Raw genomic sequence first — 24,280 nt, 5'->3', positions numbered from 1 at the left:
GTCACAGGAGTCACTCCTCTCATGCCCCATGTCGAACCCCTGCGCGCGGGCGACCCGGCTGCCGCCGGACCCTACCGGCTCGTCGGGCGGCTCGGCGCGGGCGGCCGTGGCGCCGGCTACCTCGGCAGGGCGCCCGACGGGAGGCCCGTCGCGGTCAAGCTGCTGCCCGAAGGGCCGGCCGACCGGGCGCGGCTGGTCAGGGACCTGACCGTGGCGCGGCGGATGGAGCCGTCCTGCCTGGCGCGGGTGCTCGACGCGGCGGCCGGCGAGCGGCCGCACGTGGTGCGCGAGTACGTGAGCGGGCCCACCCTGGAGCAGGCCGCGCCCGCCCCGGCGGCGGAGCTGCCCCGGCTCGCGGTCGCCGTCGCGACCGGGCTGGACGCCCTGCACCAGGCGGGCGTCGCGCACCTGGCGCTCAAACCGGCCAACGTGCTGCTGGGGCCCGGCGGGGCGCGGGTCGCCGACTACGGGATCGCGGGGGCGTACGGGACGGCGGGCGGGACGCCCGCGTACCTGGCGCCCGAACAGCTCGCCGGGGGACCGTGCGGCGCACCGGCCGACGTGTTCGCCTGGGGCGCGGTGATCGGGTTCGCGGCCACCGGCGTCCCGCCCTTCGGCGACGGCCCCCCGGCCGAGGTCGCCGAGCGGGTGCTGCGCGGCGAGCCGCGGCTGGACGGGCTGCCCGCCCCCTTGCGGGAGGTGGTGACCGCCTGCCTGGCCAAGGATCCCGCGGCCCGCCCGGCCATGCGCGAGGTGCTCCTGCGCCTGATCGGCGCCGCCCCCGCCCCGGACGACGACTACGCCACCCCGGCCACCGCCCACGACCTCCGCCCCCCGAGCCTCCCGCTCCCCGCGCCGCGCGCCCAGCCCCCGGACCCGCACGTCCAGCCGCCCGCTCCGCGCGGCCGGTTCCGGGCGCCGCGGGCCAGTGACACCGGCACGCTCCTGGTGCGTCCCTTCGCGGCTCCCGTGGAGCCCGCACGGGTGCGTGCGGCCGCTCCCCCCGCCGACTGGGCGGCGTTCCAGCGGGCCGAGGGCGGGCAGCCGCCGGCGTTCGTGGACGTCCTGGCCGCCGGCGACCCGCCGGCGGCTCGTGGGAGCGACCGCCTGGTCGCCGGCGACCCGCGCCGCTCCCACGAGCCGGGTGAGCCGCGTCAGGATGGCGATCGTCGCCACCTTCTCGGGCGTCCTCGTTCCGGTCCTGGCCGCCGCGATCGTCTGGCTCACCCCCGCCGAGCCCTCGCGCCCCGGGCCCGCGGCCTCCGCCTCCCCGTCGGGGAGCAGCCGCACCACCACCGGCCAGAGCGCCGCCGACCTCCAGGTGACCCGCCTGCGCCCCCACGGCACGAGGAACGACGGCTGCTGGGCCCCCGGTGAGGTGACCGTACGGGCCCTGGCGGCCCGCACCGGCGGCCCGCTGACCATCCGCTACGCATGGCTGGTCGACGGCGCACCCGCGGGCGCGACCGCCTCCACGCTCATCCCCGGGAACGGACAGCGCTACCTGACCTCACCGCGTGCCCTGACGGCGGACCCGCCGGCCGGGAACACCACGCGCCGCGTCACGCTGCGCATCACGTCCCCGGTCGTCGTCCAGCGGTCGGTCACGCTCACGCTGTGCGCCGGCGGTTGAGCTGGTCCAGCAGGCCGAGCGCGGCATCGGCGATCACCGTGCCCGGCGGGAAGATCGCGGACGCGCCCGCGGCGCGCAGCTCGTCGTGGTCGCCGGGCGGGATGACGCCGCCGACCACGATCATGATGTCGTCTGCGCCGAGCCCGGCCAGCGCCTCGCGCAGCGCGGGCACCAGCGTCAGGTGCCCGGCGGCCAGCGAGGACACGCCGACCACGTGCACGTCGGCCTCCACGGCCTGCCTGGCGACCTCCTCCGGCGTCTGGAACAGCGGGCCGACGTCCACGTCGAAGCCGAGGTCGGCGAAGGCGGTGGCGATCACCTTCTGGCCGCGGTCGTGCCCGTCCTGGCCCATCTTGGCGACCAGGATGCGCGGGCGGCGGCCCTCGGCCCGCTCGAAGTCGGCGCAGGCGCGGCGCGCGCGCTCGATGTTCTCGGCGGGGCCCGACTCGTCGCGATACACCCCTGAGATGGTACGGACCGGCTCGGCGTGCCGCCCGAACACCCGCTCCAGAGCCTCGGACATCTCCCCCACGGTGGCCTTGGCGCGGGCCGCGTCCACCGACAGTTCGAGCAGGTTGTGCTCCAGCCCCGGCCGCGGGTCCCTGGCGGCGGCGGTGAGCGCGTCGAGGGCCCGCCGCACCGCTTCGTCGTCCCGCTCGGCCCGCAGCCGGGCCAGCTTCTCCAGTTGCCGGCCGCGGACCGCGCTGTTGTCGACCTTGAGCACGTCGATCGTCTCGTCGCCGCCGGTCCTGTACTTGTTGACGCCGATCACCGGCTGCGTGCCGGAGTCGATACGGGCCTGGGCGCGCGCCGCGGCCTCCTCGATGCGCAGCTTGGGCAGCCCCGCCTCGATCGCCTTCGCCATGCCACCGGCCGCCTCGACCTCCTCGATGTGCCGCCACGCCCGCTCGGCCAGCCGCGCGGTCAACGTCTCCACGTAATAGGAACCGCCCCACGGGTCGATCACCCGCGTGGTGCCCGACTCGTGCTGCAGCAGCAACTGCGTGTTGCGGGCGATGCGGGCGGAGAAGTCGCTCGGCAGCGCCAGAGCCTCGTCCAGGGCGTTGGTGTGCAACGACTGCGTGCCCCTGGGTGGCGGCCATCGCCTCCACACAGGTACGCACCACGTTGTTGTACACATCCTGCGCCGTCAACGACCAGCCGGAAGTCTGACTGTGCGTACGCAACGCCAGCGACTTCGGGTTCCCCGCCCCCATGTCCCGCACGATGCGGCTCCACAGCAGACGGGCCGCCCGCAGCTTGGCCACCTCCATGAAGAAGTTCATCCCGATGCACCAGAAGAACGACAACCGCGGCGCGAACGCGTCCACCTCCAGCCCCGCCCCGACCCCCGCCCGCAGGTACTCCATCCCGTCGGCCAGCGTGTAGGCCAGCTCCAGGTCACACGTCGCCCCGGCCTCCTGCAGGTGATAACCCGAGATGCTGATCGAATTGAACTTCGGCATCCTTTGACTGGTGTAGGCGAAAATGTCGGAAATGATGCGCATCGACGGAGCCGGCGGATAGATGTAGGTGTTCCGGACCATGAACTCCTTGAGGATGTCGTTCTGGATCGTCCCCATGAGCTGCTCCGGCTTCACCCCCTGCTCCTCCGCCGCCACGATGTACAACGCCAGGATCGGCAGGACCGCGCCGTTCATCGTCATCGACACCGACATGCGATCCAACGGGATGCCGTCGAAGAGCTGGCGCATGTCGTAGATGGAGTCGATCGCCACCCCCGCCATGCCGACATCGCCCGCCACCCGCGGATGATCGGAGTCATACCCCCGGTGCGTGGCCAGGTCGAACGCGACCGACAACCCCTTCTGCCCGGCCGCCAGATTACGCCGGTAGAAGGCGTTGGAGTCCTCGGCGGTGGAGAACCCCGCGTACTGCCGGACCGTCCACGGCTGGTTGACGTACATCGTGGGGTACGGCCCCCGCACGTACGGGGCGATGCCCGGATAGGTGCGCAGGAAGTCGAGCCCGTCGAGGTCGCCCCCGGTGTAGAGGGGCTTGACCGCGATGCCCTCCGGGGTCTCCCAGACCTCGCCGCCCGGCTCGGGGCGCCGTCCCGGCTCCTTGGCCAGGCCGTTGAGCGGTACGCCGGAGAAGTCCGGGATCATCGGGTCACCCCCAGGTCGTCGTCGAGCACGTCGTCGTAGGTGGCGCGCAGCACGTGGAGGGCGTCGCAGCCGGCGTGCACGGTGCCGTCCACGCCGTCGTACCTGCCCCGGCCCGCCAGCCACACCCGCCTGGCCCCGGCCCGTCTGAGCGCGGCGGCCACAGGGGCGGCGTGCTCGGCGTACAGCGGGTCGCTGGAGCACAGGCAGGCGACGCGGGCGCCGCTGACGGCGAAGGCGGTGGCGATCTGGCCGGGGTCGGCGCCCGGCCCGGCGGTCTCGGTCGCGAAGCCGCCCGCCCGGAACAGGTTGGCGGCGAACGCGGCCCGCGCGGTGTGGGCGGCGACGGGCCCGATCGTGGCGAGGAACACCTTGGGCCGCTCCGGCCGCGACTCGGCGAGGTCGCGCAGCGCCTCGAACTCCTCGGCGTAGCGCGGCGTGGCGATGCCGTTCCCGTCGCGCGGGACGGGGCGTTCGGCCAGGTCGGGGTACTCGCTGACGCCGGTGATCGGGAAGCGGCGGCGGGCGATGTCGGCGGCGCGGCGCTCGCGGGTGGCGGCCACGCGGGCCGCGATCAGCTCTCCTGCCGCGTCGGCGCCTCCGGCGGCCTCGATCTCCTGGAACCACGCCCACGCCTTCTCGGCCAGGTCGGCGGTGCGGCGCTCGACGTACCAGGAGCCGCCCGCGGGGTCGAGCACGCGGGCCAGGTGCGCCTCCTCCAGCAGCAGGGCCTGGGTGTTGCGGGCGAGCCGGCGGGAGAAGTCGTCCGGCAGTCCGAGCGCGGCGTCGAACGGCTGCACGGTGACGGCGTCGGCCCCGCCGACCCCGGCGGCGAAGCAGGCGACGGTGGTGCGCAGCAGGTTCGTGTACGGGTCGCGGACGGTCATCATGGCCGAGCTGGTGACCGCGTGCTGCCGCTGGCCGCCGTGCCCCGGAGCGCCGCACACCTCGGCGACCCTGGCCCACAGCCGCCGGGCGGCGCGCAGCTTGGCGATGGTGGCGAACTGGTCGTCGGTGGCGGCGTAGCGGAACTCGATCTGGTCCAGCGCCTGCTCGACCGGCAGGCCGGCCCGGGTGAGCTCGCGCAGCTCGGCCACGCCGCGCGCGATCGAGCAGCCCAGCTCGTCGGCGTCGCCGCCGCCCGCGTCGTGCCAACCGGTGGCGTCGACGGTGACGGCCCGCAGCCCCGGGAACTCGGCGGCGCACCGCACCGCCAGCTCCGCCCCGGCCGCGCCGGAGCCCCCCAGGTTGCCGGAGACGGCGACGCCGCGCCCGGCCGCCAGCGCGAGCAGCGCCTCGGCGGCCTCGCGGGTGCGCCCGCCCGCGTCCAGGACCACGGGGGCCAGGTCGAGCAGCACGTCCTTCAGCACGTCGGCCAGCGCCTCCGGCGGGATCGCGCCGTCGCCGACGACCAGCCACAACGAGGTGACGCCGTTCTCCAGGTCGGCCAGCACCGCCTCGGGGTCGGGCACGGCGTGCCGCTGCCGGACGTCCCAGCCGGGGACCGTCCGGGCGCCCCGCACGTACGGCGGCGCGCCCGGCAGCCCGGGATCGCCGGGCAGGTCGTCCAGGTCGTAGAGGGGTGCGATCGTCAGGCCGTCGTAGGTGGTGGTGGACAGCGCCTCCTCGGGCGAGCCCGCCTCGATCCCGGACCTGAGCAGGACGGCCGCCGCCAGCTCCCGCCAGTCGTCCCGGGTCGTGGGCGTGAACCCCGCTGCGAGTTCCATGGTTCGGATAGTAGGCGGAACCGGTCGGAGCCAGCACCCCAGGGGCCCCCGACATCCTGATCAGCTCCGCGGAGCCTCCCAGGTGAGCCGCCAGGTGAGCGGGCCCACCACGCCGTCGTCGGCGATGCCCTGCCCCCGTTGGAAGGCGACGCAGGCGGCGCGGGAGGCGGGGCCGTACGCGCCGTCGGCGTCGAGGTCGAAACCGCGCTCGCGCATGCGGCCCTGCCAGGCGCGCACGTCGTCGCCGCGCACGACCGGCGGGTACGACAGCAGGCGTCCGGGGAACGGCGGCGCGGCCGGACCCGGCGGCGGCGGCTCCTCCCCGCCCGACGGCCGGGGCGCGCCCCGGCGCACCCAGGAGTAGAGGGGGTCGCCGGGGCAGTCGGTGGAATAGCCGTCGCGGTGCCCCTTGATCTCCTTGCCGGCGCCGCCGCGGGCGCGTACGTGCTCGACGGCGTCGAGGATGGCGTGCAGGATCGGGCCGGTGGGCTGCACGAGCCCGCTGTTGCCGACCAGTCCGAGCACCGCGTAGTGGCCGGCGTTGAGCCCGGGGCCGTTGGCGGCGGGCAGGTGGTGCAGCCCGCGCCCCTCGAACACCTTGCGATGGGGGCAGGCCACAAAGGAGTAGCCGATGTCGACCCAGCCGTTGCCGTCCATGTGGTACGCCTGGATGGAGCGCACCAGCGCCGCGCAGGCGGCGTGGTCGCCGACGATGCCGGGATCGACCCTGCCGCCGGTGTAGTGGACCTTCACCCCTTTGGCGGAGTCGAGCTGTGAGTAGTCTCCGCGGGGGGCGCGGGCGTTCCAGTCGTGCCGTGACACCAGGTCGATGGCCAAGACGAGCTCCGAAGACTTGTGCGGGGAATACTGAGCGTAACAAGGGATACGCGGACAGGTCCCGAAGATGGCCGATTTGCCTACGGGCGAATCACCCGGCTCTCCGTCACGATGGCGGTGATGAGGTCGCGCGGGGTGACGTCGAAGGCCGGGTTGAGCGCGTCGGTCCCCTCCGGGGCGACCCGCACGCCCCTGACCGTGACGATCTCGTCGGCGCCGCGGTCCTCGATCTCGATGTGCCCGCCGGTCGGGGTGCCGGGGTCGATGGTGGACTCGGGGGCGACGACGACGAACGGGACGCCGGCGCGCTCGGCGCCGAGCGCGAGGGCGTACGAGCCGATCTTGTTGGCGGTGTCGCCGTTGGCGGCGATGCGGTCGGCGCCGATGAGGACCGCGTCCACCTCGCCCCTGGCCAGCAGGTAGGGGCCCGCCGAGTCGGCGACGAGGCGGTGCGGCGCGCCCATCCTGGCCAGCTCCCAGGTGGTGAGCCTGGCGCCCTGCAGCAGCGGCCGGGTCTCCAGCGCGAGGACCTCGGCCAGCCGGCCGCGCTCGTGCAGCGTACGGACGACGCCGAGCGCGGTGCCGCGCTCGACGGCGGCGAGCGCGCCGGTGTTGCACACGGTCATGATCCGCAGCCGGTCGCCCTCCAGCAGGTCGGCGCCGCGCTCCCCCATCGCCCGGCAGGCGGCGATGTCGTCGTCGCGCAGGCGCAGCGCGGCGGCGAGCACGGCGTCCCTGCCCTCGCCGAGCCTGGCGGCGGCACGGTCGACGCCCCAGGCGAGGTTGACGGCGGTGGGACGGGCGGCGCGCAGCCGGGCGATCAGCTCCGGGTCGCCGTCGGCGAGCACGACGCCGAGCGCGCCGGCCACGCCGAGGGCCGGCGCGCCGCGCACGGCGAGCCGGCGGATCGCGTCGACGAGCTCGTCCACGGTGTGGAGGCGCAGCGTCACGCACGTGTCGGGCAGCAGCGTCTGGTCGATCAGCTCGATCGCGCCGTCCACCCAGTCGATGGTCCTCACGCCAGAAACGGTAACGGGTCCCGGCGGGACCGGCGTCCGGCTCTAGTGGTCGGCCAGGACGATGACGGCGTCGCCCTCGGCGAGGACCACCGGGTCCGACGTGCCGGGGTTGAGGACGATGCCGTAGTGCGGCGGCTCGTCGCGGCCGGCGCGGGCACGGTAGCCGACGGCGCTCTCGCCGCGCCGCCGGGCGGCCTCGATCACCGTGGAGAACGTCACCTGCGTCCCGGTACGGACGTACGAGGAGGCGGGGCGGAGGTAGATCTCCGAGCCGTGCGAGTCGAAGAGGGCGCCGAACACCTCGGCGAGGTGGCGGTTCTCGGCGAGCTGCGCCAGCAGCAGGCCGATGACCGTGTCGCTGATGACGATGTCGTCGGCCTCGGTGACCTCGGCGAGGGTCCGGTTGTTCTCGTCGTGCATCTCGCTGACGATCGAGTAGTGCTCGCCGAGCGCGCTCTGCATGTCGCGGAGCTGCAGCAGGGTCATGAGCGTGCGCGTGTCGGCGTGGTGCGGGTCGAACCGGTCGTCGGACAGGACGATCACGTGCTGGAACACGCCGACGCCGAGCGCCTCCAGGGCGAAGCGGTCGGTGGTGTCGCAGTCCTTGACGTTGACGGTGAGGTTGCCCAGCCCGGAAAGCCCGGCGCCGGCCCTCGGGTGGTCGGCGGCGATCTCCAGGACCGAGCCTGGCGCCGCGTAGGCGTCGAGGAGGCGGACGATCCGCTCGGCGCGGCCGTTCCAGTTGAGCAGCAGCGTGCGCTCGGGCGCGGGCCCCGGCCGCCCGGCGGCGGGAGCGGCGATGGCGGACTCGTCCACGGACGGCTTGCCGGCGGCGAGGCGTACGTGGGAGTCGTCGGCGGCGATGACGATGATCTCGTCGTCCGCGCCGATCACGGTGTCGCCCGGCGGGTTGAGCACGACGCCGGACGGACGGCGCAGGCCGATCACGACGGCGGTCTGGTAGGCGTGCAGCGCCTCCCCGTAGGTGACGCCGACGAGCTTCCTCGGGGTGCGCAGGTAGATCTCGCCGCCGTCGAAGTTCAGCAGGTCCATGCAGACGACGGACAGGCCGGACTGGCGCGAGGACTGCACGATGAGCCGGGCGGCGGTGTCGTCGGAGTCGACCAGGTGCACGTCCGGGCCGCCGGCCAGGCGGGCGGCGGCGAGGTTGCGGCCGGAGGCGAGCGCGGCGACCACCGGCGGGTGCGCGCCCTCGCGCTTGGCCAGCGCGAGCAGGATCTTGATGACGTGCGCGTCCGGGTCCTCGCCCTGCGGCGAGAGCACGACGACGCTCCGCGCGGCGGCGAGGTTCATGAGCGCGAGGTCGTGCGGCTCCGTGGGCTTGCCGGTGCGGCAGATCAGCCGGGTACGGCCGAGGTCGCCGAGGTGCTCGCGGAGGTCCTCCTCCATGTCCAGCTTGTCGCGGTCGGCGAGGATCGCGACGGCCGACCGCTTCTGGCTGGCGTGCGCCTTGACCAGCTCGCCCACGATGGTGAACACCTGGTCCGACCAGCCGAGCACCACCGTGTGGCCGGACTCCACGATCCGCGAGCGCCCCCTGCGCAGGCGGTCCACCTGCTGCTTCAGCCCGTTGGACAGCAGGCCGACGAGCATGCTGACGATGAACAGGCCGCCGAGCGAGCCGGCGAACATCACCGCCAGGTACGCGGCCGACCCCTTGTCGCTCGCCACCTTGCTCGGGGTCAGCGCGTGCATGAGCGTGATCCATAAGACCTCGCCCGCGTGGCCCGCGCCGTCCGGCTCGCCCGGCGCCAGCCACAGCGTGAACGCCGCCACCGACACGATGAGCGCCACCGACACGACGGCCAGCCACCCGATCAGCGAGGCGGTGCCTTTCGACATCGTGTTGTCGAACCAGTACCGCAGGCGCGCACGGACCGTGACCTTGGACATTCCCCGTTACCTCCGTGTAAGGAGCCATTTGACGCGAGGCAACAAGGTACCTGGCGATCTTTCCTGACGCAGGAGGACCGGTAACGTATCCGCCATGGCGCACCCCCTCACCCCGGACGACCCGGAATCGCTGGGCGGATACCGCCTGGCCGGGCGGCTCGGCGAGGGCGGGCAGGGCGTCGTCTACCTCGCCCATCCGGCCGGGGGCGGCGACCCCGTCGCGGTCAAGCTGCTCAGCGCGGGCGACCGGGAGACGCGGGCCCGGCTCGCCCGCGAGCTCGACGCGCTGGAGGGCATCGCCTCCTTCTGCACGGCGCGGGTCCTCGACGCCTCCGTGGACGGGCCGCGGCCGTACGTGGTGAGCGAGTACGTGGACGGCCCCTCCCTGGCCGAGCGGGTGCGCGAGCGCGGGCCGCTGCGCGGCGGCGAGCTCGAACGGCTGGTCGTCGGCACCGCCACCGCCCTGGCCGCCATCCACGCGGCCGGGATCGTGCACCGCGACTTCAAGCCCGGCAACGTCCTGCTGGGGCCGGACGGGCCGCGCGTGGTCGACTTCGGCATCGCGCGGGCGGAGGGCGCGGCGACGCTCACGTCCGGGATCATCGGGACGCCCGCCTACCTGGCGCCCGAGCAGATCAACGGGACGCCCGCGTCGGCCGCCTCCGACGTGTTCGCGTGGGCGGCCTCGATGGTGTACGCGGGAACGGGGGTGAGCCCGTTCGGGGCCGACACCGTGCCGGCGGTGCTGCACCGGGTGCTGCACAGCGAGCCCGATCTGTCGCCGTTACCTGAGCGGCTGCGGGGGCTGCTCGCCGCCTGCCTGTCGAAGGAGCCGGGGCGTCGGCCCACGGCGCAGCACCTGATGGTCGCCCTCGTCACCCCCGGCCCCCCTCCCGGCGGCCCCGCGCCGGTGGGGACGGCTCCCCGGCGGCCGGCCGGGACCGTGCCGGGCCGTTCCCGTCCCCGGGGGCTGATCATGGGCGCGGTGGCCGCGGCCGCGGTCCTGGCGGCGTCCGCCGTCACCGCCGCCGTCCTGCTGAACCAGCCTCCCGGCCGCCTCACCGACACGGGCCGCTCCCCGTCGGCCGCCCCGCCCGCCACCACCTCCCCCGCGTCCGGCAACGGCAGCACCGCCCCCACCAGCCCCCCGACCAGCCTCCCTGCCAGCCCTCCTGCCAGCGTCGCCTCCCGCCCCGCCGGCAACCCCAGGATCCCGGCCGCCTTCGCGGGCCACTGGTCCGGCCACACCACCAGCACCAACCCCATGGACGGCGACGGCGCCGACAACGAGGTACGCCTGAAGAGCGGCGAGTCCACCGCCGAATGGCGCGAGGACAACAACGGCGGCAAGTGCAGGGGCACGATCACCCTCACCCAGGTCGAGGACACCCGGCTCACCTTCTCCCTCGGCGCGAACGAGGGCGGCTGCATCGCCGGCACCATCTGGCTCGACCTGCGCCCCGACGGCACGCTCGGCTACACCTGGCGCGACGAGCCCGGCCTGGGTCTCGTGACGCAGACCGGTTCGCTCAGCAAGAACTAACCAGATCGGCAGGCAAAAACCTTCGACATCGGGCCCGGCTGACTAGATCATGGACGCTATGTCTGTGATTAAGGAGGTGCCGTTCCCCAGCCCGGACTCTTCGGAGCTTCCGATGAACATCTGGATCGACGACGCCGACTCCGCCATCGACGTGATCGACGCCCTGGCGCTGTCGCCGTTCGCGACGGGCGCCCAGCCGTGGTCCCGGCTGGCGAACCTGGAGCGCGTGCGCACCGACGCGCCGCTCGCCCCCAAGGGCGGCCGGGTGCTGCGCACGGCGCGGGTCGAGGACGGCACGGAGTCGCGGCTCATCTGCGGCGACGGCTGGACGCTGCGCGTGGTGCGCCACCGCAACCGCACGGCCACGGTCAGCGTCACGGCGGTCGACGAGGAGCTGGCCAAGTCGGTGCTGCGCGAGAGCATCGAGGGCGCCGAGGAGGCCGTGCCCGAGGCCGACCACGTCGACATGGGCTTCTGGTGGCGGGGCACGCACGGCGGCACGCGCTCGGAGAAGCCGATCACCGCCCAGCCCTGGCCGGAGATCAGCCAGAACTACTCCGGCAAGGTGCGTCCCGCCCTCGACCGGCTGATGTCGATCACCCCGGCCGACGTCAACGGCCGGCTCATCCTGCTGCACGGCCAGCCCGGCACCGGCAAGACCACGCTGCTGCGCACGCTCGCCAAGCAGTGGCGCGAGTGGTGCCAGGTCGACTGCGTGCTCGACCCCGAGCGCCTGTTCAACGAGCCCGGCTACCTGATGGAGGTGGCGGTCGGCTACGACACCGACGAGGACGCGCAGCGCTGGCGGCTGCTCGTCCTGGAGGACTGCGACGAGCTGATCAGCTCGGGCGCGAAGGCGCAGGCGGGGCAGGGCCTGTCGCGGCTGCTCAACCTGACCGACGGCCTGCTCGGCCAGGGCCGGGACGTGCTGGTGGCCATCACCACCAACGAGGACCTCGCCCGGCTCCACCCGGCCGTCGTCCGTCCGGGCCGGTGCCTGACCCAGCTCGAGGTGGGGCCGCTGAGCAGGGACGAGGCCGTCGCCTGGCTCGGCAGGTCCGACGGCGTGGGCCCGTCGGGGGCGACCCTGGCGGAGCTGTACGCGCTGCGCGCCGGCCGCGAGTTCACCCCCGCCCAGGGCGACGAGTCCACCGGCCTCTACCTCTGACCCCGCCACCCGGGCGTCAGGCCCGGTGCGGGCCGCGTCGCGTCAGGTAGGTGTGGAGCCGCCGCGCCTCGCGTACGAAGTTGTTCGACGCCCGGCGCGCGGCGGCCTCCGCCACGCACGGCACCGGCCCGCGCGCCTCTGCCCACCGTGCCGCGCGCAGGGCGAAGCCGAGCACCTGCGCGTGCCGCGCGGCCGGCCGCTCCTCGGGCCCCGGCAGGAACGTTTCCAGCAACCCCGTCACGACCTCCCACACCTGCCGGTGCGCCCCCAGCGCCGCCGCGGCCTCCAGCGTCTCCAGCACCGGGCCCGGCTTGCGCCATCCCCCGCGCAGCAGCCGGCCGAGCTGCCGCCCGAGCCCGGCCCCGTCCAGTTCGCCGCGCGCGGCCAGCTCCACCACCGGCGCGGCCCGCCGCTCCGGAGCGCCGCCCCGGGGCCGGTCCGCGACGACGTGGGCGAGCACGAGGGCGACCCCCTCCCCCGGCGGCCCGCCGCTCGCCGCGAGCGCCAGCGCCTCCCCCGGCCCGACGTCCTCGCGCCCCGGCGTCCCGGCCAGGCGCAGCCAGGGCAGGTAGTGCTGCGCGGCCACCTCCCGGTCCGACGGCATGACGTACGGCCACCACGGCAGGCAGCCGCCGGCGTGCTCCTCGTCCGGGCGGGGCTCGGGATCGGCGAACAGCAGGTCGATCAGCGGCAGCCCGGTGGCGTCGGCGCGGATGCGCGCCACGAGCCCGTCCAGCCGTTCCCCCTGCCGTTCGCCCGGCTGTTCGCCCGGCTGTTCGCCCGGCCATGCGACGGCGGTCAGCGGCGCCGGGCGGGCGCCGTCCATCCATCGGGCCGCCGCGCGTCCCGCCGTCGAGGCGAGCGCCCGTGCCCGGGCCACCACCTCGGGCGGTACGGCGCGCGGCAACCGGAGCAGGGCCTGCTGCAGGTCGGCGGGCATGACCTGGACGTCCGCGCGCTCGTAGTCCTCCAACCGGGTCACCAGCTCGGCGGGGTCGATGTGGCCCGTCGGCTCGGTGGGCTCGGCGAGCAGGAACGGCGGCAACGTCCCCGCACGCAGCCCGTCACGGACCTCGGCCCAGCGACGCAGCAGCAACAGGTACGGCGCGGGCAAGCGGGCCCCGGCGCCGGGTGCGCCCACAGCCCCGTCGTCCAGGGGTTCACCGGAGAGCCCCCGCGGAAGGCCGTCCGCAGGGGCTCCCGCGGCCCCGCCCCCAGGTCGGTCGGCGGGCGCGTCCGCGAGGCAGGCGAGGATCGTCTCCGAGCACGCCTCGATCCCGTCGCGGGGGCCGCCGGTTGCCGTCCTCCTGGCGGCGCGTACGGCCAGGGCCGTCGCGAGGCCGCCGGGGTCCTCGCCGTGCAGCCGGACGACGCCCGCCAGCCACAGCTCCATGGCCGGCCACGAGTCGCGATGAGGGATGTCCGCGAGGTCGGCGGCGGTACGGGGCGCGGGCGGCAGCGGCGGCAGGGGCCGGGGGGCGGGCAGCGGGACGGGGGCGAAGCCGTCGTGCTCCCGCCGCGCCCCCGCGTGCGCCGCACCGCCGAACGCCGCCGCCAGGGTCTCCGCGAGGTCCTGGGGCAGCACCCTGGCTCCGGCCCGTACGGCCGCGACCCCCTCGGGGCCGAAATGCCTGGCGTGCGTGACCGCCAGCCGCACCGCCCGCCCCTGGACGTCGGCCGACGGGCAGCGGAAGGCGTTCGCCAGCGCGGGCGCGAACGTGTCCAGCCCGGCGTCGCGGTCGCTCGCGTACTCGTCGAGCCAGGCGAGCCCGGCCGTCACCAGCCTGCGTTCCGGGCGGGACAGCAGCGCCCGCACCGCCTCCCCCACGTCCTGGTGGCCGAGGCCGGCGAGCCGCCGCAGGTGCCGCAGCGCCAGGTCGGCGACCGAGCCGGGCGCGGCGGTGAGCAGGCGCAGGTAGGCGTGGGCGCGCGCGTGCACCTCGTCGTAGGTGGGCTCCAGCCGTTCGTGCAGGCGGGCGAAGAAGCGCAGGCCGACGACGGGGCCGCCGCGCAGGAAACGGTGTACGCAGCCGTCGAGCAGCAGGTCGCGGCCGATCCCGCCGTCGCCGGCCAGGGTCGTGAGCGCGGCGAGCCAGGCGCCGGAGGCGGAACGGTCGCCGCGTTCGTCGCGCAGCGCCCTGCCGACGCCGTCCGCCTCGAACAGCCGGGGCAGGAGGTGGCCGAGGAGCGGGTCGCGGCCGAGCTGGGAGGCGGTGGGCGGGCGCGCGGCCCACTCGACCACGAGCGGGTCGTGCGCCGGCGGGGTGACGCCGGTGTGGCGCAGCATGGCGAGGACCAGGGCGCCCAGGTCGCCGGAGCGGCGGTGGCCGCCGCGGCGGCCGGGGAGCCTGAGCGCGGCGCGGGTGGCGAAGTCGGCCTGCCAGGCGGGCGGGCGGGCCGACAGGACCCGCACCAGGACGGGGGTGGCGTCGGGGGCCTCGTGCCGGCGGTCCTGGAAGTCGCGGCGGTTGAGCCAGGCCACGGTGGCGGCGGCACCGGAGATGGCGCCCGCGCCGGCGACGCGCATGGGGTCGATCCAGGTCTCGTCGCCTGGGGCGACGGTCACCGCGCGGCGCCGTGCCACGGCGAGACGGCCCGGGAGAGCCGCGGCCACCGCCTTCCGTCCCTCCGCGTCCAGAGCCAGGACACGCTCGGCGACCAGCTCCGCATCCCCGCTGCCGACCGCCTCCCACACCCCTTCCCCACCGACCCGAGCAAGGCCCCCAGGAGGGGAGGGTGGGGAGTGGGTGGGGGTCATGGGGTGGCCTCGGACGGGACGGGTTCGGCGGGGGTGGTGGGGCGGGCGGCGATGCGCGCGGCGAGGACGTGCTTGCAGGGGCCGCGCGACCCCTGGTGGTCCCACCACCAGGGGCAGGTGCACGCGCCGGACTCGATGCGCACCCGCCGCACGCCGCCGTCCGTGGTGACCTCGGCCGTGTCGCCCATGAGCCGCACCGCGCCGGCAGCGACCAGCCGGCGGGCGGCGGTCAGGCGGGGGTTGAGCTGGGCGACCTGGTCGCGGTCGTACGGCAGCTCGCGGTGGAAGTGGGCGGCCTCGTGCAGGTCGTAGCCGACGCGCCCGGATACGCCGAGCTGGGTGAGGGCGGCGCGGACGCGCTCGGCGGGCAGGCCGGAGCGGTCGGCGAGCAGGCCGAGCTCGACCGTCGGCTCGAAGTTGAGCAGCATGCCGACCAGGTCGGCGTCGCCGGCGGCCTCGTCGGTGGCGAGGTCGGACAGGACGGCGCCCTCGCCGGAGAAGCCGCGCCACGGCTCGGGCGAGACGGCGAGGGTGTAGCGCATGCCGGGCAGCTCCAGCTCCCAGGCGCCGGCGGTGGAGGAGCCGTCGGCGGGCCCGTACACGCGCAGCCTCTTGGCGAAGCGCAGCAGCGGCAGGAGGGTGGCGACGCGCCCGGTGCCGGACAGGCAGACGCCGCCGCGCGCGGGCCCCGAGGAGAGGCGCAGGTCGCGCCCGGACGGGACGGCCCAGACGGTGGAGCGGGCGCCGCGCGGCAGGGACCGCAGGAAGCGGACCGCCTGCGGCCCCGCCAGCTCGGCGCGCAGGTCGAACCCGGCGGCGATCACCTGCACCTCGGCGAAGCCGCGCAGCCACCGCTCCGGCAGCGGCACCTTCTTCTCCACCACGGCGCCGTCGAGGGTGGTGACGGTCAGCTCGTCGGGCCCGACGCCGAGGTGGAGCGGGTCGCGCCCGCCGACCCTGGCGAGGGATTCGCGCAGCGGGCCGTTGACGTCGACGTTGGATGTGCCGCGGTCGAGGACGTCGCCGTCGAGCTCCAGCACGTCGAGGCGGGCGTAGACGCCGCCGCAGGCGGAGAACGACTCGAACCTGAGCCGGTCGCCGTCGCAGGTCACCACCGGGTCGCGGGTCCAGCCGGGCCGGGGCTGGTGGTAGCGGGTGAGCGCGACGTCGGCGACGGCCAGCAGCCCGGCGGCGGCCGGGGCGGCGTGGGTGAGCAGGCCGCTGAAGAAGCGGGGGTGCGCCTGCGGCCCGGACAGCGCGGTGCCGCCGGAGGTCGAGAGGCCGAGCCTGCCGTCGGCCAGCGTGGAGGGGCCCGCGTAGGAGTAGGCCTGTACGGCTTGAGTCATGGCCCGCACCATAGAGATCAACACCGACACATTTCCGCCGCCGTGGAGAGCCCCCGCCCAGGCCGGTACGTAAACCATCCGATGTGCGGCATCCAGGGACGAAACCACAATGTGCCTGGTGCTCACCGTCGATCTCGCCCGCGTCTCCTTCGCCCGCTTCGCCGTGCCCCCAGCGGCGGGCGACCCGGGCGCCACGACGGCGGGCGACGTGTGGATCGGCGAGGAACGCGAGATCGGCTTCCCCGCCACCCAGCTCGTGCCCTCGTGGACCGCGCGCACCCCGCCGGGCGCGTGGATCGAGGTCGCGCTTCGGGCCAGGGTCCCGTCAGGGGCCCGTACCAAGTGGTACGTGATGGGGCGCTGGTCCGAACAGGGCGCTCCCCGCACGTCGGTGCCCGGCCAGGGGGACGAGGACGGCGACGTGGCGGTGGACACGTTCGTGGCGCGGCGGCCGGTGACCGCCTACCAGGTGCGGATCGTCCGGCACGGCCCGGCGCGGGTGACCGGGCTGGGCGTGATGGCCTCGGCCGTGCCGCTCCGCCCGCCCACGCCGAGCGCGCCGCTCGCCGCCGAGCCGGTGGAGCTGGCCGTGCCGCGGCACTGGCAGCACGCGCACGCCGGGCACCATCCGCGCTTCGACGGCGGCGGCGCGAACTGGTGCGGCCCGGCGTCGGTGGCCATGGTGCTCGGCTACTGGGGCCGCGGCCCCGGCCCCGATGAGCTGGCGTGGGTGGGGGCCGGCGACCCGGCCCCGTCGGTGGACCACGCGGCCATGGGCGCCTACGACGAGAGCTACCAGGGCACCGGCAACTGGCCGTTCAACGTGGCCTACGCGGGCCGTTACGGGCTGGCCGGGTTCGTGACGCGGCTGCGCTCGGCGGCGGAGCTGGAGCTGTTCGTCAGGGCCGGGATCCCGGTGATCACGTCGCAGTCGTTCAAGGCGCACGAGCTGCCCGGCTCCGGCTACTCCACGAACGGCCACATCCACGTCGTCGTCGGCTTCACGGCGGCCGGCGACGTGGTCGTGAACGACCCGGCCGTGCCCGACGGCGAGGTGCGGCGGGTGTATCCGCGGGCCGCGTTCGAGAACGTGTGGCTGCGGGGATCGGGCAGCGGCGGCATCGCGTACGTGCTGCATCCGCCCGATCATTCCCTTCCCTACAGTAGTGATGGCAATTGGTGAGTTGATGAGCATTCGACCGATCGACGTGGCCCGTACCGACGGCGGCCCCCAGTGGGTGGAGGCGGTGGCCACGCCCGCCGGCGTCGAGGTGTGGTGGGACGAGCCGCGTCCCCACGAGGACGGCCGCAGATGCGTGGTGCGCCGGCTGCCGGACGGGACGCGCACGGACGCGCTGCCGCCCGGCTGGAACGCCCGCAACCGGGTGGTCGAGTACGGCGGCCGTTCCTGGCGCCCGCTGCCCGGCGGCGGCCTGGTCTTCACGAACTGGGCCGACCAACGCCTCTACCGCCGCGACGGCGAGGCCGCCCCGGTCCCGCTCACCCCGGAGGGCCCCGCAAGGTACGCCGACCTGTACCTGCCGCCGGGCCGCGACGAGGTGTGGGCGGTGCGCGAGGTGGACGACGTCCGCGACCTGGTGGCGGTGCCGCTGGCGGGCGGCGAGGTCCGGGTGGTCGCGAAGGCCCAGCACTTCCTCATGAACCCCCGCCTGTCGCCGGACGGCCGGCACGTCTGCTGGATCGGCTGGGACCACCCGGCCATGCCGTGGGACGGCACCGAGCTGTGCGTCGCCCCGCTCGGCGCGGACGGCACGGCGGGCCCGCACCGCGTGGTGGCCGGCGGCCCGCGCGAGTCGGTGGCCCAGGCGGAGTGGCGCGACGGGGCGAGCCTGTACGCGGTGACGGACCCCACCGGCTGGTGGAACCTCCACCTCGTGCCGCTCGGCGGCTCCCCCTCGGTCAACCTCACGCCGATGGAGTCGGAGTTCGGCGCGGCCACCTGGAAGCCGGGCATGTCGTTCTTCGCCGTGGCGGCGGACGGGCGGCCGGCGGTTCTGTACGGCACGGCCGACCGGCGCAGGCTCGGCGTGCTCGACCCGGGGAGCGGCGAGCTGCGCGAGATCGGCGGGGAGGCGACGCACTGGGTCTCGACCGTGTCGGTGGCGGACGGGCGGGTCGCCGGGGTGGCGGCGACGCCGTACACGCCGATGGAGGTCGTGCTGCTCGGCCTGGACGGCGGCGGGCGCGAGGTCGTCTCGGCGCCCAAGCCGCTGCCGGACCGGGCGCTGCTGCCCACCCCGGAGGCGGTGACGGTCGAGGGCGTGCACGCGCACCTCTACCCGCCGTCAGGGGCGCCCGCGGGGCCGGCCCCGTACGTGATCTTCGTGCACGGCGGGCCCACCGGCCACATGCCGATCGTGCTCGACCTGGAGATCGCCTACTTCACCAGCCGAGGCATCGGCGTCGCCGTCGTCAACTACGGCGGCTCGACCGGCTACGGCCGCGCCTACCGGGAGCGGCTGCGCCACCAGTGGGGCGTGGTGGACGTGCAGGACTGCGCCAGGGTGGCCCGCGGCCTGGTCGAGCTGGGCCGCGCGGACGCCGCCAGGCTGGCGATCCGCGGCGGTAGCGCGGGCGGCTGGACGACGGTCGCCGCGCTGGTGCACAGCGACGTGTTCGCGGGCGGCGTCGCCCACTACGCGATCACCGATCCGGAGAGCTGGGCGGCCGAGACCCACGACTTCGAGTCCCGCTACCTGGACGGCCTGGTGGGCCCGCTGCCGGAGACCCGGCAGCGCTACACCGAGCGCTCGCCGCTGCTCAACGCCGGCCGCGCCTCGGGCCCGTGCCTGATGCTGCACGGCCTGGAGGACGCCATCGTGGACGTGAGCCAGGCCGAGCGCTTCACCGCAGAGCTGGACCGGCACGGCAAGGAGTGGGCCCTGCTGACCTTCCCCGGCGAGCAGCACGGCTGGCGCAGGGAGGAGACCATCGTCGCGGCACTGGAGGCCGAGCTGGCCTTCTACGGGCTGATCTTCGGCATGGAGACGCCCGAGGTGCCGCCGCTGACCCTGAAGGGACGAGTGTGAAGAGCGTCGCCGAGATCTGCTCGGATCTGATCAGGTTCGACACCACCAATCCGGGTTCCGGGGAACGCCCGGCGGCCGAGTACACCGCCACCCTGCTGGCCGACGCCGGCCTGGAGCCGGTCGTGTTCGAGGCGGCGCCGAAGCGGACCACGGTCGTCGCGAGGATCGCCGGCGACTCGCCGGACGCGCTGCTCGTCCACGGCCACCTGGACGTGGTGCCGGCCGACCCGGCCGAGTGGCGGATGCATCCGTTCTCGGGCGAGATCGTGGACGGCTGCGTGTACGGGCGCGGCGCGGTCGACATGAAGGGCTCGTGCGCGATGACGCTGGCGGCCGTGCTCGGCATGGCGGCGCGCGGCGAACGGCCGAGGCGGGACCTGGTGCTCGCGTTCCTGGCCGACGAGGAGGCGACCGGCGACCACGGCTCGCGGCACGCGGTCACCGAGCACCGCGAGCTGTTCGACGGGGTGAGCGAGGCGATCAGCGAGTCCGGCGGGTTCAGCGTGGACTCCGGCGGGCGCCGGGTGTACCCGATCGCGGTGGGCGAGCGCGGCACCGCCTGGATGAGGCTGACCGCGCACGGCGTGGCCGGGCACGGCTCGCGCCCGCCGGTGGACAACCCGGTGGCCACGCTCGTGCACGCCCTGTCCAGGATCGCCTCCTACCGCTGGCCGGTACGGCTGACGCCGTCGGTGGCCGCGCTGCTGGAGGAGCTCGGCGAGATCACCGGCCGGCCCGTGGACCTGGACCGGCTGGACGAGGAGGCGGCCCGGCTCGGCCCGCTCGGTGGCCTGTTCAGGAGCCAGATCCGCAACTCGGCCAACCCCACCATGCTGGACGCCGGCTACAAGGTGAACGTCGTCCCCTCGACGGCGGAGGCGCACGTGGACGGGCGTTACCTGCCGGGGCTGCGCGAGGAGTTCCTGGACACGATCGACGAGCTGCTCGGGGCGAAGGTCACCCGCGAGTTCGTCAACCTGGAGGACGCGCCGGACGCGCCGTACCCGTCGGCGTTCTTCGACGAGCTGGCGGGGGCGCTGATGGCCGAGGATCCGCTCGCCCGGCCGGTGCCGTACGTGATGGCGGGCGGGACGGACGCCAAGTCGTTCGCCAGGATCGGCATCAAGGGCTACGGCTTCGCCCCGCTGATGCTGCGGCCCGACCTGGACTACTTCGGCATGTTCCACGGCAAGGACGAGCGGGTGCCGGTGGAGGGCCTGGAGTTCGGCGTCCGCGTCCTGACGCGGCTCCTGACCGGCGACCGAGTGGAACAAAGCATTCCGTTCTGATAGAGTGGAGTCACCACGAAAGGGGACTCACTCATGAGCGGCATCACCAGCGGCTGGGACGTTCTGGACGAGGCGCACGCGGCACTCCGCGCGGCGGTCGCCGGCGTCCCGGCCGGCGGCTGGGACCTCGCCACGCCCTGCGCGGGCTGGAACGTCACCGCCGTCCTGCAGCACGCGGCCGGCGACCAGATCGGGTTCGCCTCCGCGCTCACCGGCGAGCCCGGCCCGGACTTCGACCCGTTCTCCCCCTCGGGCAAGCCGGAGGAGGACCCGCGGGCGTTCCTGGAGGCGGCGCTGAACCGCTCGGCCGCCGCCTGGGCGGCCGTCGGCCACGACGTCGCCGAGGTGCCCACCCCGGTGCCGCCGCACCGGATGACGGCCTGGTCCGGCATGGCCGCGTGCGCGCTCGACGCCGGCGTCCACGCCTGGGACATCGCGAGGGCGGCCGGCGCGCCCTCGCCGCTCACGCCCGGGCTGGCCAGGCCGCTCACGCGGGTGGCCCGCGAGATCGTCGAGCCGCTGCGCGCCTGGGGCGCGTACGCCGCCGCCCTGGCCCCCGAGCAGGGCGACGACGACGTGGCCGCGCTGCTGCGTCACCTCGGCCGCGACCCGCACTGGCAGCCCCCGGCGGCCTAGGAGAACTTCGTCCGCGGCCGCTCCTGGAGCTCGCCGTCCACGTAGATGTCGAGCTTCTCGTTGTAGAACGCGATCAGCCCGGCGATCCGCTCGCTCTCCGGCAGCGGCGTCCGGTACGACCAGGCCAGGTCCTCCCGCCCGTTCACGGACCAGTACTCCGCCGTCCCCTTGTAGGGGCAGCGGGTCACCGTGCCGGTGGGCTCCAGCAGGTCGAGCCGGACGTCCGTCTTCGGCAGGTAGTAGCGGGCGGGCAGCCCCGTCTCGAACAGCACGCGGGCGCCCCGCGAGTCGGCCACGGTCACCCCGTCCACCTCCACCCGGACGTGCCGGGAGGTGGGCAGGATGTCCACCCGCGTGTACGGGTCGCGCGGATGGACGTAGACCTCCTCGTCCTCCTCGAACCAGGCGTCCATCGCGTCCCACTCGAACCTGACGTGCCCCCGGATCTCCTCCAGCGGCGAGTCAGGATAGGTCAGCGCCGCGCCGGGCGCCTCGGCGGCGCCGCTCGTCACGGTGTGCACGACGCCCTCGCCGCGCGACGGCGAGCGCGTGGTGGCCCCGGTCGCCTTCAGCGCCGACTCCTCGACGTCCGCGAGCGGGAAGTAGTAGGTCGGATAGTACGGGACCTCCCACACGAGAAGGGCGGCGGTGGTGTCGGCCACCGCCCGCCCGCCCAGGTAGGCCCTGACACGCTTGGCCGTGCGCTCGACCCGCACCCGGCCACGAGCTGCGGTATCCATGAACGCGGCAACCCCGCACGGAACCCGCCTATTCCGGGCTCAGAGCCCGAAGGCGGTCAGGGTGGCCCAGGTCGTCAGCGCGCCCACCGCCGCGCCGGCCGCGACCTGCGGCCACGTGTGGTGCGTCAGCCGCACCCGCGCCCAGCAGATCAGCGCCACCACCGCCGCTCCGGCGAGCAGCGTCGGCGCGGGCGGCAGCACGTACGCCAGCACGACGACCGTCCCCGCCGACACGGCCGCGTGGAAGGAGATCTTCCACCGCAGCGTGATCGGCACGGTCACCGCCAGCGCCACCAGCATCGCCGTCACCGTGGCCAGCAGCAGCAGCGGCGCGCCCATCAGCACGAGCAGCAGCAGCGCCACCAGCACGGCCGCCACCGCCGCCATGAGCGGCCCGGCCCGCCGCGCCCGGTCCACGATGTGGTGCGAGTCGAGCCGTCCCGACCGCACCCCGGCCGCGATCACCGCCGCCGGCACGCCCCCGCACAACGCCGAGGCCACCAGGCCCCACGCGGCCCCGCTCCAGCCCTGCGCGATGAGGCCGACGAGCGGCGGCATGAGGATCACCAGCACCTGGGGCGCCAGCAGGTCCGTCACCCGTTTCGCCAGCGAGTCGGCCATCATGGCAGGAAAGGTTACGCGATCACGGGCCGCGGCCCGATCACACGGGCGCGTCGCGTGTCCCCGCCGGACGCCGGCCCAGAAGTGCGGCCCGGAAGTGCAGCTCAGAAGAGGGTCAGGGGCTCGTCCTCCGCGGGCAGCGGCATCGGCTCGGGCAGCGGCTCCAGCTCGGGCAGCCGGGCGCGTACCTCGTCGTGGAAGCGCCGGGCCAGCTCCAGGGCGTCGGCGTTGTCGGGGGTGTGGACGAACAGGGTCGGCGACCGGCCCTCGCGCAGCCACGCCACGACGGTGTCCAGCCACGGCCGCCAGCCCTCCACCGTCCGCTCGGTGGCGTCCCTGCCGAGGTAGCGGACGATCGGATGCCCGGTCAGGGCGCGGCTCCTGCGCGGCAGGCGCGGCTTCTTGGTCCACGCGTCGCGCTCGGCGTCGCTGGCCGGCGGCGCGGCGAACAGCGCGGTCGTGTCGAACGGCACCCACTCGGCCCCGGCCGCGTCCAGCACCCGCTCCAGCAGCCGCCCGGCATGGTCGTCGGCGAAGAACGCCGGATGCCGCACCTCGACGGCGCAGCGGTAGGAACGGGGCACCCGGCGCAGGAACGCCGCCAGCGCGCCCACCTCACCAGGGCCGAACGAACCAGGCAACTGCACCCAGAGCGCATGCGTACGCGACTCGATCGGCGCCATCGCCTCCAGGAACGCCCGCATCGGCTCGTCGACGTCCGCCAGCCGCCGCTCGTGCGTCACCGGCTTGGGAAGCTTCACCACGAACCGGAAGTCCGGCGGCGTCTGCCGCGCCCACGACTCCACGGTGTCGCGCGACGGGGTGGCGTAGAAGGTCGTGTTGCCCTCCACCGCGTTGCACCAGGTCGCGTACGCGCCCAGCCGCTCCCCCGCCGCCAGGTGCGGCGGCAGGAACCGCCCCGGCCACTTCGCGTGCGTCCACATCGCGCATCCCACATGAAGCCGCATGCCTCGACCGTAGCGGAGGAGAGGCACCGCATACTGTGGGCCTATGGGCATGGTCGGGACGGTCGGGCTGGTGTTGCATCCGGAGCGCGACTCGAAGAAGGCGATCGACACCATCCTGCGCTGGGCGGGGGCCAAGGGCGCCACCGTGCTCGGCCTGCCCGAGGAGGTCGGGCGGATCGACTGCAGCGCCGTCGCGGTGGACGCCGACACGCTGGTCGAGCGGGCCGACCTGCTGGTGGGGCTCGGCGGCGACGGGACGATGCTGCGCACCATGCGGCTGCTGGCCGGGCGGCCGACGCCCATCCTCGGGGTCAACCTCGGGCGGCTCGGGTTCCTCGCCGAGATCGACGTCGACGAGCTGGCCGGCACCCTGTCGGCCATCGACGAGCACCGCCACACGGTGGAGCCCAGGATGGCGATCAGGAGCCGGGTCGCGGGCGCGCACGTGACCGCCTTCAACGACATCGCGCTCGTCCGCACCCCCGGCGACGGGCTCGCGGCCGTGGCCGTCACGCCGGCGGGCAGCGACTTCGTCCGGTTCTCCGCCGACGCCGTGATCGTGGCGACCACCACGGGGTCCACCGCCTACAGCTTCTCGGCGGGCGGGCCGATCGTCTCGCCCCGGGTGGAGGCGGTGCTGGTGGTGCCCGCGGCGGCCCACTCCTCGTTCAACCGGGCGCTGGTGCTGCCCGCGGACGAGGAGGTGACGCTGAAGGTGCTGCCCACCAGCGGGCGGCTGGCCGTCGAGGTGGACGGCGCGGTCGTCGGGCACCTGTCCCCCGGCGACTCCGTCACGGTCAGCGCGTGGCCGGGGGCGGCCAAGGTGGTGCGGCTCGGCACCACCTTCTACGAGCGGGCCCGGCGCAAGCTGCGGGTGGACGGCAGCGCCGAGGCGTACTGACCCG

18 protein-coding genes and 1 pseudogene are annotated in these 24,280 nt (G+C 74.9%); 9 read left to right on the top strand and 10 right to left on the bottom strand.

Features of this window, described 5'->3' with window-relative positions; all coding sequences use genetic code 11:
- Positions 1-21 precede the first annotated feature (21 nt).
- Entirely contained in the window at positions 22-1,377 is a 1,356-nt protein-coding gene (locus Nocox_RS17345) for a serine/threonine-protein kinase (RefSeq protein WP_219495630.1), read from the top strand.
- Between the two features lies 1 nt (position 1,378).
- Entirely contained in the window at positions 1,379-1,633 is a 255-nt protein-coding gene (locus Nocox_RS17340; protein ID WP_219495629.1) for a hypothetical protein, read from the top strand.
- Here Nocox_RS17340 and scpA read toward each other — a convergent pair.
- From scpA to Nocox_RS17315, 5 genes and pseudogenes are all read right to left on the bottom strand, one after another.
- Positions 1,611-3,762 (bottom strand): annotated as a pseudogene (scpA, locus tag Nocox_RS17335) (methylmalonyl-CoA mutase). The gene Nocox_RS17340 and the pseudogene scpA sit on opposite strands and share 23 nt — an antisense overlap.
- Positions 3,759-5,486 carry a methylmalonyl-CoA mutase subunit beta gene (locus Nocox_RS17330; protein WP_020546868.1) on the bottom strand — a complete coding sequence of 576 codons (1,728 nt, stop codon included), beginning with the start codon at positions 5,484-5,486 and terminating at the stop codon, positions 3,759-3,761. Before Nocox_RS17330 ends, scpA begins: the two are co-directional and overlap by 4 nt.
- 60 nt (positions 5,487-5,546) lie before the next feature.
- On the bottom strand, positions 5,547-6,323 hold the full coding sequence (locus Nocox_RS17325) for a peptidoglycan recognition protein family protein (protein WP_020546867.1): 777 nt from the start codon (positions 6,321-6,323) through the stop codon (positions 5,547-5,549).
- Positions 6,324-6,403: 80 nt separating this feature from the next.
- The gene (gene mtnA / locus Nocox_RS17320) at positions 6,404-7,342 is read right to left on the bottom strand and encodes an S-methyl-5-thioribose-1-phosphate isomerase (protein WP_020546866.1); all 939 of its coding nucleotides are present in this window, start codon (positions 7,340-7,342) and stop codon (positions 6,404-6,406) included.
- Positions 7,343-7,384: 42 nt separating this feature from the next.
- Positions 7,385-9,256 (bottom strand): CASTOR/POLLUX-related putative ion channel, encoded by a 1,872-nt coding sequence (locus Nocox_RS17315; protein WP_020546865.1) that lies wholly within the window; start codon positions 9,254-9,256, stop codon positions 7,385-7,387.
- A gap of 94 nt (positions 9,257-9,350) precedes the next feature.
- Between Nocox_RS17315 and Nocox_RS17310 the strand changes: the two genes are divergently transcribed.
- Complete coding sequence (locus tag Nocox_RS17310) at positions 9,351-10,799, top strand: serine/threonine protein kinase (protein WP_051112754.1); 1,449 nt, start codon at positions 9,351-9,353, stop codon at positions 10,797-10,799.
- A gap of 112 nt (positions 10,800-10,911) precedes the next feature.
- Entirely contained in the window at positions 10,912-11,967 is a 1,056-nt protein-coding gene (locus Nocox_RS17305) for a DUF5925 domain-containing protein (RefSeq protein ID WP_020546864.1), read from the top strand.
- Positions 11,968-11,983: 16 nt separating this feature from the next.
- On the opposite strand, the gene Nocox_RS17300 is transcribed toward Nocox_RS17305, so the two are convergent.
- Both Nocox_RS17300 and Nocox_RS17295 read right to left on the bottom strand, forming a co-directional pair.
- The gene (locus Nocox_RS17300; RefSeq protein WP_020546863.1) at positions 11,984-14,662 is read right to left on the bottom strand and encodes a DUF7824 domain-containing protein; all 2,679 of its coding nucleotides are present in this window, start codon (positions 14,660-14,662) and stop codon (positions 11,984-11,986) included.
- 59 nt (positions 14,663-14,721) lie between these two features.
- Entirely contained in the window at positions 14,722-16,071 is a 1,350-nt protein-coding gene (locus Nocox_RS17295) for an SWIM zinc finger family protein (protein WP_033411087.1), read from the bottom strand.
- A 109-nt stretch (positions 16,072-16,180) separates the two neighbouring features.
- On the opposite strand from Nocox_RS17295, the gene Nocox_RS17290 reads away from it, so the two are divergent.
- From Nocox_RS17290 to Nocox_RS17275, 4 genes are read left to right on the top strand one after another with little or no spacing between them, the layout of a single operon-like run.
- Positions 16,181-17,254 (top strand): C39 family peptidase, encoded by a 1,074-nt coding sequence (locus tag Nocox_RS17290; protein ID WP_020546861.1) that lies wholly within the window; start codon positions 16,181-16,183, stop codon positions 17,252-17,254.
- A 4-nt stretch (positions 17,255-17,258) separates the two neighbouring features.
- Complete coding sequence (locus tag Nocox_RS17285; protein WP_026215104.1) at positions 17,259-19,121, top strand: S9 family peptidase; 1,863 nt, start codon at positions 17,259-17,261, stop codon at positions 19,119-19,121.
- A complete protein-coding gene (locus tag Nocox_RS17280; RefSeq protein WP_020546859.1) occupies positions 19,118-20,410 on the top strand; it encodes a M20/M25/M40 family metallo-hydrolase in 1,293 nt (430 codons plus the stop codon). The genes Nocox_RS17285 and Nocox_RS17280 overlap by 4 nt, the downstream gene beginning before the upstream one ends.
- Before the next feature lie 33 nt (positions 20,411-20,443).
- Positions 20,444-21,046 (top strand): TIGR03086 family metal-binding protein, encoded by a 603-nt coding sequence (locus Nocox_RS17275; RefSeq protein WP_020546858.1) that lies wholly within the window; start codon positions 20,444-20,446, stop codon positions 21,044-21,046.
- Here Nocox_RS17275 and Nocox_RS17270 read toward each other — a convergent pair.
- The 3 genes from Nocox_RS17270 to Nocox_RS17260 all read right to left on the bottom strand — a co-directional run bounded on the left by Nocox_RS17270 (position 21,043) and on the right by Nocox_RS17260 (position 23,375).
- Complete coding sequence (locus Nocox_RS17270; protein WP_026215102.1) at positions 21,043-21,786, bottom strand: DUF427 domain-containing protein; 744 nt, start codon at positions 21,784-21,786, stop codon at positions 21,043-21,045. The genes Nocox_RS17275 and Nocox_RS17270 overlap by 4 nt on opposite strands.
- Before the next feature lie 39 nt (positions 21,787-21,825).
- Positions 21,826-22,410: a phosphatase PAP2 family protein gene (locus Nocox_RS17265; protein ID WP_020546856.1), complete on the bottom strand. Its 585-nt coding sequence runs from the start codon at positions 22,408-22,410 to the stop codon at positions 21,826-21,828.
- A gap of 101 nt (positions 22,411-22,511) precedes the next feature.
- A complete protein-coding gene (locus Nocox_RS17260) occupies positions 22,512-23,375 on the bottom strand; it encodes a DUF72 domain-containing protein (protein WP_026215101.1) in 864 nt (287 codons plus the stop codon).
- 43 nt (positions 23,376-23,418) lie between these two features.
- Between Nocox_RS17260 and Nocox_RS17255 the strand changes: the two genes are divergently transcribed.
- A complete protein-coding gene (locus Nocox_RS17255; protein ID WP_020546854.1) occupies positions 23,419-24,276 on the top strand; it encodes an NAD(+)/NADH kinase in 858 nt (285 codons plus the stop codon).
- Positions 24,277-24,280 lie beyond the last annotated feature (4 nt).

The sequence above is a fragment of the Nonomuraea coxensis DSM 45129 genome, from assembly GCF_019397265.1.
GTDB classification, from domain to species: Bacteria; Actinomycetota; Actinomycetes; order Streptosporangiales; family Streptosporangiaceae; genus Nonomuraea; species Nonomuraea coxensis.
Note: the sequence above shows the minus strand (reverse complement) of the source record. Positions and strands in the feature narration are given on the sequence as shown.